Origin of the sequence: Rhizobium oryziradicis, assembly GCF_001939045.1 — a bacterium.
Taxonomy (GTDB): domain Bacteria; phylum Pseudomonadota; class Alphaproteobacteria; order Rhizobiales; family Rhizobiaceae; genus Allorhizobium; species Allorhizobium oryziradicis.
In genome coordinates, this window is sequence record NZ_MKIM01000024.1 from 61,691 (window position 1) to 75,648 (window position 13,958).

Here is a 13,958-nt window from a genome sequence, read left to right on the forward strand (position 1 = left end):
AATCTACCATTTCATCAAGGCGAGGCGTCAGCATGTTCGCGATCTGGTGAACGACCTGTCACGGCATCCGGGCTGTTTCGCAGATCTGTCTGCCTCTCCATCCGCAACACGGGCAGCGCCGCTGGATGGTGATCACGCAAAAAAGCAACAAGTTGCTCGCGGATATGGCATCTTAAATCAAAGGTTCGCCCCGCATCGCTTGCCGACACCAGAATACGCACCTCCATTGTATTTTCTTTGAAGTCCGTGACAGCCACATTAACCACCCCTCCATCGTGAAGCGGCGATTTGGCAGCCAATTCAATGGCTTTTGCGCGAATGAGATCGATGGGCGCTCGATAATCGAGATAAATCATCACTGTACCAATCAAGGACGAGCTTTCGCGCGTCCAATTCTGAAATGGCTTTTCCATGAAATAATTGAGAGGCAACACAAGACGCCGCCAGTCCCAGAGTTTTACCACCACATAAGTGGAGGTGATTTCTTCCACATTGCCCCACTCACCTTCCACCAAAAGAGCATCATCGATACGGATTGGCTGGGTGACGGCCAATTGCAGGCCGGCAAGCAGGTTTTTCAGCACTGGCTGCAAAGCCAGACCAACAACAATACCGGCAGCGCCCGCCGAGGCCAAGAGACTGACGCCATACTGGCGGACTTCATCAAATGTCATCAGTGCCGCAGACACCGCAACAACAATGATCAGCCATTCGCAAACCCGCTTGAGAATGCGAAACTGCGTGACATGTTTGCGCGCCATCAGATTGTCGGCAGCATCCAGCTTGAAACCGCGCAGATGAACCGTGGACCAGATGTGCAATGCACTTCGTGCGACCCAAGCCGTCAAAAAAATCATGCAAATCAGCATGATATGACGGATCGTATCGTCTTGTGCACTGGTGAGCGGTGCCACCCGACTGGCAAACGATATGCCCAGAACAAAGACGGCAAGCCGGGTCGGCCTCTCGTTGCGTGACACCATAGACCGCCAAAGCAGATCTTTATCGGCCACAATCCGGGTCAACATATTGAAAATCAGCCGGTGCAGGATCCAACTGAAACCAAGCACCAAGGTAAAAATAATCAAGCTTATCGCCCAATCGGGCAGGAAGCGGCTGAACCTTTCGATCTGCTGGATATAGAAGTCCACTGCGTCTCCTGAAGCAAAGTGTTGCGCTGAAATCGTGCTGTCGCAAAAAACAAACCTTCTATGGCCTGATTTGGTTCGTATTCAGAAAAAGTCAAACAAAACTGTCAGTGTCCATTACCGCAGGCGTTTGCAGCATCACTGCTGACATCGAAATCAGCACAATGCTCTCGATTGATGTTTTCGCATCGGATTTTTCGAAAACCGCGACAAACTTTCCTGGAAACGCGCGAGAGCCTGTCAGGTTCAAATTGAACCAGACAGACTTCTATTCCCCTGTTTTCATTTGTCTATTCTGGAAAACTTGGTTCCACTTTTCCCTGACAAACTCTAACGCTTCAAGCTGCCCAGGATACCGCGCACCAGCGCGCGACCAATCTGGTTTGCCACCTGGCTGGTAATCGAGCGCGCCGCCGTTTTGATCACTGCCTCAATCACCGTTTCGCGTTGACGCCCGGCGGCTGGTGGGCGCGCGGTGGTTTTCGCGGTTTCTTTTTCACTATTACCAAAGCCCGGCAAGGTCCAGCCGCTGGTGGTGCCACCTTCCTCAGCGGGTTCTGGATTGCGCGCACGCTCCGCAGCGGCCAGCCGTTCGGATCGCTCCGCCAGAATTTCAAAGGCCGATTGCCGATCCACGGTTTGATCATAGACGCCTGCCACCACGCTCAGCGCCATGGTTGATGCACGCTCGCTATCGGTCAGCGGTCCAAGACGGCCAGACGGCGGGCGGATCAGGGTGCGCTCGACCATGGTCGGAGAGCCTTTGGCTTCCAGCGTGGACACCAGCGCCTCGCCAATGCCCAGGTTGGTAATGGCCTCTTCGCAGGAAAAAGCCGGATTGGGGCGAAATGTCTGCGCTGCCGCCTTCACCGCTTTTTGCTCACGCGGCGTATAGGCGCGAAGGGCGTGCTGCACGCGGTTGCCCAATTGTGCCAACACTGTCTCTGGCACATCCAGCGGGTTCTGGGTGACAAAATAGACCCCTACCCCCTTGGAGCGGATCAGGCGCACCACTTGCTCCACCCGCTCGATCAGCACTTTGGGGGCATCCTTGAACAGAAGATGCGCCTCATCAAAGAAAAACACCAGCTTTGGCTTGTCCAGATCACCAACCTCCGGCAGCTCTTCAAACAGCTCGGACAGCAACCACAGCAAAAACGTGGCGTAAAGCCGCGGGTTCATCATCAGCTTATCAGCCGCCAGCACCGAAATGGTGCCGCGCCCATCCGGGGCTATGCGCATGATGTCGATGATGCTCAGCGCCGGTTCACCAAAGAAACTGGCCGCCCCCTGGCTTTCCAGCATCAGCAACCCGCGCTGCAACGACCCCACCGAGGCTTTCGAGATCAAGCCAAACTGACCCGAGAGTTCGCTGGCGTGTTCGGCCATATAGGTCAGCAGCGATTGCAAATCCTTGAGATCCAGCAGCGGCAACCCGCCCTGATCGGCAATTTTGAAAGCAATGTTGAGCACACCCTCCTGCGCTTCAGATGCTTCCATCAACTGCGCCAGCAGCAGCGGCCCCATCTCGGTCATGGTGGTGCGCACCCGATGGCCCTTCTCGCCAAACAGATCCCAGAAGATCACCGGAAAATTCTGGAACGGATAAGGCGAAAGCTGCACCTCCTCTGCCCTTTTGAGCAAAAAGTCCTTGGCTTCGCCTTTCAGCGCAATGCCAGACAAATCGCCCTTGATGTCGGCGCAAAACACCGGCACACCGGCATCGGAAAAACTCTCGGCCATCACCTGCAGGGTCACGGTCTTGCCGGTGCCGGTGGCCCCCGTCACCAGACCATGGCGGTTGGCAAATTTGAGCGCCAGAAACTCTTGCTTGTTGAAACTGTCATCCGGGTTGCGGCTGGCTCCCAGAAAAAGCTTTCCATCCTTGAGCATCAATTCACATCCCCTCGCACACACACCACCACGCAGACCGCTGTTTTAGCATATCGCATAGATGTGCAAAAACCAGTGTGATCGAACAGGTCTTTGATAAAGCTGTCATGATTTGCTGTTCTATGCCGAGCTTATGGTGCAAAACAGCTACAGCGCCGTGCGTCATATGTGGCGCACTCAGGTTCGCTGTCGCTCCTGACATCTGCTGCATAATTCTTTAAACCGATTCCGATTTAAAGAATTATGCAGTAGCCTGTTGCTTGAGTTTAACGAAAGATTTGATTACGTTCACGTCAACGTCAATCTGTATTGGAGGAGCAATCCATGAGCGAACTGATCACACGCATTTCAGACAATGTTGGCATCACCCCCGATGTCGCCGAAAAAGCGATCGGCATGATGCTTGGTTTTTTGCAGCGCGAAGGCGATGACGCGGCCGTTGCCCGCATGATTGAAGCCATGCCCGGTGCACCAGAGTTGGTGGCGCAATATAATGGCGAGGGCAAAAAGCCCGGCCTGCTCAGTGGTTTGATGAGCGCCATGGGCGGCGGCATCATGGGTCTTGGCCAGCAATTGATGAGCCTCGGCCTCGGCATGGGCGAAATTTCGGCACTTGCCAAGGAAACCATGGCCGTTGCGCGCGAACATGCCGGCAGCGAAGTGGTAGATGAGGTTGTTGCCTCGGTTCCCGGCCTCAGCCAGTTTGTTTAATCAACCACCACGACCACTTTAAAAGCATTTGCACCCCCTACATCGCCGTGCGCCATATATGGCGCACGGCGATGTAACACTTTTAATCTACTGCATAATTCCTTAAATCGATTCCGATTTAAGGAATTATGCAGTAAGCGTCGCGCCTTGGGGGGGCAACCCTCAGGCGACGAATGCCCATTCAGCGCAAACTGTCGTCGCAAGCGGCGAGCGCCCATTTCATATCATTCGATAGAGCTTGATCGGCACCAAGTCTTGCCAAGATCAATTCAAGTTACCGTGACTGTATAGCGCCGATGAACAGCAAACAGTAACATTATTAATTTAAAATTTATACATATGCGGCATCCTTATTGTACATGAGAGCGCCTCGCGTTTTAAGAAACGAGAAAAGCGCTTCGGCACTATAGATCTGCTGCATCATTTTCTCCTTAAGCCCATCGCGCTTGAGAGGAAAATCATGCAGCAGAGGGGGATGATTTTATGCGCATTGCGATGACCTTGGCTCTTACACTCACCTTGCTCTCCAGCACGGCTGATGCAAAAACGATTGGCATTGCCATGGCCAGAGCCACCGATAAATTCCAGGGCAGCCTTCTCAAAGGCATGCTGGATTATGCAGCAACCCAACCCGGATTGACGGTGGTGACGGCTGATGCCAAGGCCGACCCTGCCGCCCAGATGGAACAGTTGAAAAAATTCGCCGCCGACAAGGTTGATGCCATCATTATCGGCCCTGCCGACGGTGATCTGGGTGTGCAGATTTCCAAAATTGCCAGCGATGCCGGTATCCCGCTGATTTACGTCAACAATCAGCCGATCAATTATGAAGACCTTCCGTCTAGGCAAACCGTTGTTGCTTCCAATGAGATCGAGAGCGGCACCCTGCAAGCCAAGGAAGTCTGCCGCCTGCTGGGTGGCAAGGGCACAGCCGTGGTGTTGATGGGACAATTGTTCCATCAGGCCGCCCGGATCCGCACAACCGATGTGGAACAGGTTTTTGCAACAGACGCCTGCAAGGGCATTACTATTGTTGAAAAGCAATCAGCCAATTGGTCGCTAGATCAAGGCGATGAGCTGACACAGGAATGGTTGACCGCAGGGGTGAAATTCAACGCGGTTCTGGCCAATAACGATGAAATGGCGCTGGGCGCAATTCGTGCCCTCAAGCGCAATGGCATTGCCATGGACAAAGTGGTGGTGGGTGGCGTGGATGCCACCGACGACGCCTTGAAAGCCATGGTGAATGGCGATCTTGATATCACCATTTTGCAAAATGCCAAGGGGCTTGGCAAGGCATCGGTTGAAGCGGCGGTGAAGCTGATGGCCGGTCAAGAAGTGCCAACGGCAATCTCCGTGCCGTTCGAGTTGGTAACACCTGACAATGTGCAGAGCTATATCGCCAAAAGCCAGTAACACCAGCGTCCTGAAAATGTGAATCAAAACAAATGTTTATAGCATCGTGCACTCAAGGCGTTTTGCACAGAGCTATGAAAAGGCAAGCGGGCCTGAAGGGGTGAGACTATGAATTTCTGGAGCAAACTTGGCATTCGCAGCCAGATTACGGCAGGCTTTTTGCCGTTGATCGTGCTCATGACCATTTTGAGCGTCGATGCTGGCAACAGCATGAGCAGCCTGTCGACCATGTTTTCCACCTTTCGCGACACGGCAGCGCAAAGCCTTGCCATCTTCAGCTACAGCAACAAGCTGCATACAATTCAGCTGGCCACGGAAGAATATCGCACCAACCCAAGCGATGCTGTGGTCAAGGACATGAAGACAGCCTTGCAGGCCTTTAGCGTTGACGATGCGCGCCTGTCCAAGGATGCGGCCCTGCAGAAGGGTCTCAATGATATCCGCAAGGACATTGCCACCTATGACACAGCGTTTCAAAAAATGGTGGTGCTGCAAGGCCGCCGTGATCGCCTGCTCGCCAAGGTGACCGAATTTGGCCCCTGGACCAATGTTGCCCTCAATGACATTGCCCGCTCTGCATGGCGCAAGAATCAGGTTCAGGCCCTGCATCTCACCACCGACGTGATTGAGGCCATGGGCCGCAGCCTGTATTTCTCCGAGCGGTTTATTCATGCAGGCGACCTGAAAGCCTATGACACGGCCCAATCTGCCCTCGCCCAGGCCATTGAGCGCAGCAAGGTGCTCAGCGCAGGTCTCACCGATAAATCGGAACTTGAGCGCGTTGCCGGTGCCGTGCGCCTGATGAACAATTACACCAGCCGCCTCAATGACGTGAAAGACGTATTGCTGGCCAGCAATGACATTCGCAAAAACCAGCTCGATGTTTTGGCCCCAAAGATTGCAGGCGCGTTTGATGTGCTGCAAGCCGACGTCACCGGCGCGCAAACCGCCTTGAACGACACCGTTCAAGCCACGTCAAGCAGGGCTGTGAGCCGCATGATTATCGTGTGTGGCCTGCTGATCATTGTTGGTCTGGTTTTGGCCTATTTTGTTGGCCGTCTGATTTCGAGCGCTGTCAGCCGCATGGCCCGCACCATGGAACAACTGGCCCATGGCAATGACAATGTGGCGATTGAAGGCACCGAGCAAAAGCATGAATTGGGTGCCATGGCCCGCTCGCTTGTGGTGTTTCAGGAAACCGGCCGTGGCAAAATCGCCGCCGAGCTGGCCGCCGAGCGCACGCGCCTTGCCGCCGAGCAGGAACGCCTCAATCAGGACCGCGAAAAAGCCGAGGAAGCCCAGCGCATGGCCCATGCGTTTGAGCAGATTTCCATTGGCCTCGACGCCCTCTCTAACGGTGATCTGACCGTGCGCATTGGCGCTGTGGATGCGCGCTACGCCGAAATTCGCGATCATTTCAACAATTCCGTTGCCGCGCTTGAAGAAGCGATGGGCTCTGTGATCGGCGCGGTTGGCACCATTCGCTCAGGCTTGAGCGAAATCTCATCCGCTTCCAACGATCTGGCACGGCGCACCGAGCAGCAGGCGGCATCGCTGGAAGAAACCATTGCAGCGTTGGGCGATGTGTCGCGCGGTGTGAATGGCACAGCCGAAGGTGCAGGCCGTGCGCAGCATGCTGTTGCCGCTGCCCGTGACAATGCCGCCAAGGGTGGTGATATCGTCGCCAAAGCTGTTGAGGCCATGACCGCCATTCAGGGATCATCGGAAAAAATTGGCAATATCATTGGCGTGATTGATGAAATTGCTTTCCAGACCAACCTCTTGGCTCTGAACGCAGGCGTCGAAGCCGCCCGCGCTGGCGAGGCAGGTAAGGGCTTTGCCGTGGTTGCGCAGGAAGTGCGCGAACTGGCCCAGCGCTCGGCCAATGCCGCCAAGGAAATCAAGACGCTGATTTCCACCTCCAGCGCGCAAGTGGATACCGGTGTTGGCCTTGTCACCGCCTCCGGTGCATCGCTGCGCGAGATTGTCGAGCAAGTGGTGGAAATGAGCACCACCATCACAGACATCGCCAATGCGGCCCGCGAACAGGCAACGTCTCTTCGTGAAGTGACGGCGGCGGGCGACCAGATGGACAAGGTGACCCAGCAAAATGCCGCCATGGTCGAGCAGACAACAGCCGCCGCCCAAAGCCTGACGCAGGAAACCGAAAATCTGGCCCATATGGTGCAGCGTTTCCGCACCAGCTCTGGCCAATATGGACAGCCGAAGCGCTATGCTGCGGCATAAGCCCGAAATCTGAACTGATGAAAGAGCCGCGCTGAGGTCAGAAAAAGACGCAGCCAATACAAAATCCATCAAAAGCCGCCGGCATTCGCTGGCGGCTTTTTTGCGTCCCGCCAGCACACATACATCTGCCCTGCCCTCGCTTTTTGCAGCGCAATCTGCATTAGACTTTCGTTAGAAAATCTATGCCATCATCGCTCAATCATAACGCCTTGGGGTAGGGTAATCGATATGCGCATCAAGACTGTTTCGGGAAAATTGATCCTCGCGGCCGGTGCCGCGATGGCAGTGATTATTGCGTCTTACACCGCGTTGAGTGGTTGGGAAACAAGCAAGCGCGTCAACAGCGAAGTGCTGGAACTGGCCAGTGAAAAAGCAGCCTCCGTTTCCAACCAGGTTGCCGTGCAGATCACCGATGTTGTCTCAGCGGGCACCACCATGGCGGGCAGCATCTCGGGTCTGATCGAAAATGGCTCCCACAACCGCGCCGATGTCATTGCCATTCTCAAAGGTGTGCCCACGCATTACAAAAACATGTTCGGGGCCTGGATGACCGAAGTGCCAGACGTGCCGCAGGATCTGAAACTGCAAGGCACAGACGGCACCAACAAGGCTGGTATCTTCGCGGCCTATTGGACCAAGGATGATAGCGGCAAGCTGGAATTTTCTACCTGGGTCACAAAGGTCGAAGAACAATGGTATGCCGAGCCGCTTGCCAAAAACAAAGGCATGATCTCACAGCCCTATATTTCGACCACCGGCAAGCTGCTGACCTCGGTGTCGGTTCCGGTGGTTGTGAAGGGTAAAACGGTCGGTCTGGCCGGTGTGGACATCAAGCTGGATGACCTTTCCGCCTCGATTGGTGCAATGACCCCCTTTGATGGTGGCCATGTGATGCTGGTTGCTGACAACGGAAACTGGCTGGTGCATCGCAATAAAGACAGCCTGATGAAACCTTATGCCGACGTGGGTGCAGCCGACGTCAAGGCAGCCCTGAGTGATGGCAAAATGCGTGTGATCCGCGGCCTGCCGGGCGGCGAAACACGTCTGGTCTTTCCGTTCACCGCTCCGGGCATGAACAAGACCTGGGCCGCCGTTCTGGATGTGCCTGCCAAGATTTTCTCCGAGCCGGTGATGAAGGAAGTCACCTCGGCAGCCATCAGCGGCATGCTGGTCCTGATCATCGCACTCGCCATGATTTACGGCGTTTCCATCGTCGTCGTTCGCCGCCCCTTGGCTGATGTGGTGGCAGCCGTCGATACGATGGCAGGCGGCAATTATCAGACCCCCGTTTCCGGCACCGAGCGCAGTGACGAATTTGGCGCACTTGCGCATGCACTGGAAAAATTCCGCCACGATCTGGCCCATGGCCGCACGGCGCAGGCCGAGCAGGAAGCCTTACGCGCCAGCGTGGAAAGCCAAAGAGAACAACAGGCCGCCTTGGAGCATAGCAAGGCAGAAGATCTGCGCCACTTCGTTCAGCAGGTTCAAGCCGGGTTTGATGGCTTGGCCGCCGGTGATTTGACGGTGCGGATGAACAAAACCGTCTCGCCGGAATTTGAAACGATCCGCCAGAATTTCAATACCTCTGTGGCAGCACTCGAAGAAGCCATGGGATCGGTGGTGATGACGGTTGGCACCATTCGTTCGGGCTTGAGCGAAATCTCATCAGCCTCCAACGATCTGGCACGGCGCACCGAGCAGCAGGCAGCATCGCTTGAAGAAACCATTGCAGCGCTGGGCGATGTGTCGCGCGGTGTGAATGGCACAGCCGAAGGTGCAGGTCGCGCACAGCATGCCGTGGCTGCTGCCCGTGACAATGCCGCCAAGGGTGGTGATATCGTCGCCAAGGCTGTTGAGGCCATGACTGCCATTCAGGGATCGTCTGAGAAAATCGGCAATATCATTGGCGTGATTGATGAAATTGCCTTCCAGACCAACCTGCTGGCCTTGAACGCCGGTGTTGAGGCCGCCCGCGCTGGCGAGGCAGGCAAAGGCTTTGCCGTGGTTGCGCAAGAAGTGCGCGAACTGGCCCAGCGCTCGGCCAACGCCGCCAAGGAAATCAAGACGCTGATTTCCACCTCCAGCGCGCAAGTGGATACCGGTGTTGGCCTTGTCACCGCCTCTGGTGCATCGCTGCGCGAGATTGTCGAGCAAGTGGTGGAAATGAGCACCACCATCACCGACATCGCCAATGCAGCCCGCGAACAGGCAACGTCCTTGCGTGAAGTGACGGCGGCGGGCGACCAGATGGACAAGGTGACCCAGCAGAATGCCGCCATGGTCGAGCAGACTACAGCTGCCGCCCAAAGCCTGACGCAAGAAACCGAAAATCTGGCCCATATGGTGCAGCGTTTCCGCACCAGCGCCGGGCAGCACAGTCAATACCACCGTTCTGCGGCCTAAAAAACATCATGATAAAACACCAAAGGCCGGGATCGCTCCCGGCCTTTGGCATTTGAAGAGTAGAAATTATGCCAGTGTTGCCGACACTTCTGTCGAGGTGCGCATGGCGTGGCTGTAGGGGCAAACGATGTGGGCTGCAGCCACCAGCTTTTCACCCACTTCGCGCTCAATACCGGGCAGATCAACGCTGATCGACACTTCAATGCCGAAGCCGGTGCCATCATCACGTGGGCCGATGCCAACAGTTGCCGTCACCTTGGCGTCTTCAGGAACCTTGACCTTCTGCTGACCGGCAGCAAACTTCAATGCGCCGAGAAAGCAGGCCGAATAACCAGCCGCAAACAGCTGCTCAGGGTTGGTGCCGGTGGCACCATTGCCGCCCAACTCCTTTGGGGTGGTCAATTTGACGTCCAAAACGCCATCTTCAGAGACAGCTTGGCCTTCGCGGCCGCCGGTGGCAGAAGCTTTCGTGGTGTAAAGAATAGACATGGCTTTCTCCTTCAAGGTTGAATTCGTATCGGTGAACGTTACGGGATTGGCCCGCCGTTGGGATTATCAATATCGCACAATTAAATTGCGCGCAACTGTTTTTTGCACATTGCAATTTTTTATCTTTCCATGACAATAACGATCATAGATGACAATCGTTCCGCCACAGCGAAACATGTGGCTGGCAACAGGGCCTGTTGCAGGCTGGCCCGCAGGATCAAGCAATGGAAAATCGCGACACATTGAAGAAAGATCTGGTGCTGGACAAGCAGCTTTGCTTTGCCCTTTACGGCGCATCGCTGGCGTTTACGCGCACCTACAAGCCCTTGCTGGAGCCGCTCGGCCTCACCTATCCGCAATATCTGGCGATGATGGTGTTGTGGGAAGAGGACCATCTGGCCGTCAAGGCGCTGGGGCAAAAGTTGGGGCTGGACAGTGGCACGCTGTCTCCCCTGCTCAAGCGGTTAGAGCAAGCGGATTATGTCAAGCGGCAGCGTGATGCCAAGGATGAGCGGCAGGTAACCGTTTCACTCACTCAAAAGGGGCGCGACCTGCAAGATCAGGCAGTCGATGTTATGGCGCAGGTGGGACACGCCATCGGCTGCAGCCTTGAAGAAGTGGCAGCCCTGCGGGAGCAATTGCAAGCCTTGCGCGGCAGACTGAATGCCGCCGCGCAAGAGGAGTGATTTACTGAAGCACGATAATGCGGGCCTTTTCCGGCACGCGGTCGTAGAGATCAATGATATCCTGGTTCATCAGGCGCACACAGCCCGAAGACATGGCCTTGCCGATGGAGTTCCATTCTGGAGAGCCATGCAGGCGATAGAGCGTGTCTTTGCCATTTTGGAAAATGTACAAGGCGCGCGCACCCAGCGGGTTCATCAAGCCGGGCTCCATGCCGCCATTGGCGGCAGAATATTTGGCCAACTGCGGCTGACGGGCCACCATTTCATCTGGCGGGGTCCATTTTGGCCATTTCTGACGCCATTGAATGACGCCCTCACCCTGCCAGGCAAAGCCTTCGCGGCCAATGCCGACGCCGTAGCGCATGGCCGTGCCGCCACGCTCGATGAGATAGAGAAAGCGGTTTGGCGTATCGACCACAATGGTGCCGACAGGATAACCGGCTGGTGCCGTCACCCGCTGGCGATAATAGCGCGGCGGAATACGCTGGTAGGGAATGGCGGGAATGACGAAACCGCCATCCACCATCTGCCCGTACATGGCATCCAGTTCTGCACTCGATGGAGCCATAGGCCCCGCACCCGCCGGCGACAACGCACCCCCAAGGGTGGGTTCCGCATAGACCGGTGGGCGATAGGGAGAAACGCAACTGGAGAGAAGAGCAGCGGCCCCAAGGCCACCAAGCGACAACAAGCCGCGGCGGGAAAGTTCAGAACGGTTCATAAAGGCAACAATATCCTGCTGATCAGTGACCTCTATAACATAGAGCAGGCGATTTAGTTCCGCCAAGTTAATTTTAAAAAACGCGCCTTGATAGGTGTCAATTTTCGCGCATTCTCGATCACGTTTACGCCATCACCCGTTCTGTGCCGCAATCCATTGGCGTGGGCATCACAAAACAACAATTTCGGCTTTTGGCGATATGCGCTCGTAAAGATCAATCACATCCTGATTGAACATGCGCACACAGCCCGATGACACGGCCTTGCCCACCGATTGCCAATCCGGTGTGCCATGCACGCGATAGAGCGTATCCTTGCCATTTTGGAAAATATACATGGCGCGTGCGCCCAGCGGATTGCGCAAGCCCGGCTCCAATCCGCCTTCCGCTGCCGAATAGGCGCGCAAATCGGGTGAGCGCGCCACCATATCATCGCTGGGTGTCCAGCGCGGCCAGGCCTTTTTGAACTGAATAACCCCACGGCCCTTCCAGGCAAAGCCTTGCTTGCCCAGCCCGACGCCATAGCGAATAGCCTTGCCGTTGCGCTCCACCAGATAAAGATAATGCGCCGTTGTATCCACCACGATAGTGCCGGGGCGCTCGGCTGTGGGATAATCCACTTCCTGACGCAGGAAACGGCGATTGACCCGCTCCAGCGGAATGGCGTTCAACGTGTGGCCGTCATCGCGCATCTGGCCGTAAATTGCCCTTTGCATCGGTGTGGCAAAGGGTGAAGCATAAGAAGCCTCGTAAGACTGATCCGGGGATTGGTCTGGATACTGGCCCAAAGATTGGCCCAAAGATTGGCCCAAAGATTGGCCTTGAGATCGGCCAGCATACGCCGCCTGCGCCGCAGGCCCCCAGACGGGAGCCGTCTCTGCCGCAAAAACCGCAGGATTAACCGGCCGCACGCCCCTCTCAGACTGGCAGCCCGCCAAAATTGCGAGCCCACAGGAGAGGCAAACGAGCCACGATGGACGCGCAACGGCACGCAGAGCGAAAAAAGACTTCAACGACATCAAGCAATCCGAACTGTTCAATTATGCCGCAAAACTGGCCATTGCGGCGCGCACGACGCGGAAGACAATAGGCGCACTATCGGTTGGCCAGCGCTGACACCGGATTTGCAGGCGCTTGCATGCCGTAGGTCTGATGAAATTGTGTCTGATATAAATTGCCGAGGCCGTCGGGCTTTTGCGGCAAAGGCCTCTCAACGGCAGGGCGATCCCAGACCGGGGCTGTTTGGGCTGCAAACACATCCGGGTCCGTCAGGGTGGTATCGGTGACAAACAAACATCCACCCAGGGCAAAAAGCGCCAGCCCCGTCAAAACCAGCAGAGCCGGACGGGCCAGCGCGGACAGGAAGCGAGAGAAAATTTTCAACGACATTGCCTCAATCCAGTTCGAACAGGCCCGCACCATGACAAATCCGACTGGCGCGAAGCTGGAGGATTTTCACAAAAGCCGGATCCAGCCTATCATAGGATCATGTTTCACGAACACAGTGTTCAACTGAGCAATGGCTTTTATTGTGCATTGCAATTGCCGAGCGCCATGCGGCCCCCTACATGGGGCGTGCATCTTATTTCCACGAAAGGTATTATTCGTGCTTCTTGAAAAATTGAACTGGCGTTATGCCGCAAAGAAAATGGACCCTTCCAAGGCCGTCGCAGAAGACAAGGTCGAGCGCATTATTGAAGCCGCCCGCCTGGCCCCCACATCCAGTGGCTTGCAGCCTTTCACGCTTTTGGTGGTGACCAACAAGGAAATCCGCGAAAAGATCAAGCCAATTGCGTGGAATCAGGGCCAGATTACCGATTGCTCGCATCTTCTGGTGTTTGCAGCCTGGGATAATTACACAGCAGATCGCATCAACGGCATGTTTGATCTGGTCAATGCTGAGCGCAATTTTACCAGCGAAGGCTGGGAAAACTATCGCAAAATGCTGCTCGACACCTACCCACAGCGCGACCCACAGGTGAATTTCGAGCATGCCGCCCGTCAGGCCTATATTGCGCTTGGATTGGCCACGGCCGCCGCCGCCTTTGAAGGCGTCGATTCCACTCCGATGGAAGGTTTTGACCCCGCAGCCCTTGATGAGATTCTGGATCTGCGCGCCAAGGGTCTGCGCTCGGTTGCCATTTTGCCACTCGGCTATCGCGAGGCGGAAAATGACTGGCTGGTCAACCTGAAAAAGGTGCGCCGCGCCCGCGAAGACTTCGTGATTGATGTGAAGTAACACACCA

At 55.7% G+C, this 13,958-nt stretch carries 12 protein-coding genes; 6 read left to right on the forward strand and 6 right to left on the reverse strand.

Annotated elements, in window-relative coordinates:
* Positions 1 to 14: 14 nt before the first annotated feature.
* Together BJF95_RS05915 and BJF95_RS05920 are read right to left on the reverse strand one after the other, a co-directional pair.
* On the reverse strand, positions 15 to 1,151 hold the full coding sequence (locus tag BJF95_RS05915; RefSeq protein WP_075638549.1) for a mechanosensitive ion channel family protein: 1,137 nt from the start codon (positions 1,149 to 1,151) through the stop codon (positions 15 to 17).
* Between the two features lie 327 nt (positions 1,152 to 1,478).
* Positions 1,479 to 3,041, reverse strand: a complete 1,563-nt coding sequence (locus BJF95_RS05920; protein ID WP_075638550.1) for a helicase HerA-like C-terminal domain-containing protein — start codon at positions 3,039 to 3,041, stop codon at positions 1,479 to 1,481.
* A gap of 324 nt (positions 3,042 to 3,365) precedes the next feature.
* On the opposite strand from BJF95_RS05920, the gene BJF95_RS05925 reads away from it, so the two are divergent.
* From BJF95_RS05925 to BJF95_RS05940, 4 genes are all read left to right on the forward strand, one after another.
* A complete protein-coding gene (locus BJF95_RS05925) occupies positions 3,366 to 3,752 on the forward strand; it encodes a hypothetical protein (RefSeq protein ID WP_075638551.1) in 387 nt (128 codons plus the stop codon).
* 483 nt (positions 3,753 to 4,235) lie between these two features.
* The gene (locus tag BJF95_RS05930) at positions 4,236 to 5,168 is read left to right on the forward strand and encodes a substrate-binding domain-containing protein (protein WP_075638552.1); all 933 of its coding nucleotides are present in this window, start codon (positions 4,236 to 4,238) and stop codon (positions 5,166 to 5,168) included.
* 108 nt (positions 5,169 to 5,276) lie between these two features.
* On the forward strand, positions 5,277 to 7,415 hold the full coding sequence (locus BJF95_RS05935; protein WP_075638553.1) for a methyl-accepting chemotaxis protein: 2,139 nt from the start codon (positions 5,277 to 5,279) through the stop codon (positions 7,413 to 7,415).
* Positions 7,416 to 7,643: 228 nt separating this feature from the next.
* Positions 7,644 to 9,818: a methyl-accepting chemotaxis protein gene (locus tag BJF95_RS05940; protein WP_083638715.1), complete on the forward strand. Its 2,175-nt coding sequence runs from the start codon at positions 7,644 to 7,646 to the stop codon at positions 9,816 to 9,818.
* Between the two features lie 66 nt (positions 9,819 to 9,884).
* Here the strand turns inward: BJF95_RS05940 and BJF95_RS05945 are convergent, their stop codons facing one another.
* Positions 9,885 to 10,307, reverse strand: a complete 423-nt coding sequence (locus tag BJF95_RS05945; protein WP_075638555.1) for an organic hydroperoxide resistance protein — start codon at positions 10,305 to 10,307, stop codon at positions 9,885 to 9,887.
* A 224-nt stretch (positions 10,308 to 10,531) separates the two neighbouring features.
* On the opposite strand from BJF95_RS05945, the gene BJF95_RS05950 reads away from it, so the two are divergent.
* Positions 10,532 to 10,993: a MarR family winged helix-turn-helix transcriptional regulator gene (locus BJF95_RS05950; protein WP_075638556.1), complete on the forward strand. Its 462-nt coding sequence runs from the start codon at positions 10,532 to 10,534 to the stop codon at positions 10,991 to 10,993.
* A gap of 1 nt (position 10,994) precedes the next feature.
* On the opposite strand, the gene BJF95_RS05955 is transcribed toward BJF95_RS05950, so the two are convergent.
* The 3 genes from BJF95_RS05955 to BJF95_RS05965 all read right to left on the reverse strand — a co-directional run bounded on the left by BJF95_RS05955 (position 10,995) and on the right by BJF95_RS05965 (position 13,101).
* Positions 10,995 to 11,714 (reverse strand): L,D-transpeptidase, encoded by a 720-nt coding sequence (locus tag BJF95_RS05955; protein ID WP_075638868.1) that lies wholly within the window; start codon positions 11,712 to 11,714, stop codon positions 10,995 to 10,997.
* 168 nt (positions 11,715 to 11,882) lie between these two features.
* Positions 11,883 to 12,731: a L,D-transpeptidase gene (locus tag BJF95_RS05960; RefSeq protein WP_075638557.1), complete on the reverse strand. Its 849-nt coding sequence runs from the start codon at positions 12,729 to 12,731 to the stop codon at positions 11,883 to 11,885.
* A gap of 76 nt (positions 12,732 to 12,807) precedes the next feature.
* Positions 12,808 to 13,101, reverse strand: a complete 294-nt coding sequence (locus BJF95_RS05965; RefSeq protein WP_139317422.1) for a hypothetical protein — start codon at positions 13,099 to 13,101, stop codon at positions 12,808 to 12,810.
* A gap of 217 nt (positions 13,102 to 13,318) precedes the next feature.
* Between BJF95_RS05965 and BJF95_RS05970 the strand changes: the two genes are divergently transcribed.
* Positions 13,319 to 13,951 carry an NAD(P)H-dependent oxidoreductase gene (locus BJF95_RS05970; protein ID WP_075638559.1) on the forward strand — a complete coding sequence of 211 codons (633 nt, stop codon included), beginning with the start codon at positions 13,319 to 13,321 and terminating at the stop codon, positions 13,949 to 13,951.
* Positions 13,952 to 13,958: the final 7 nt, after the last annotated feature.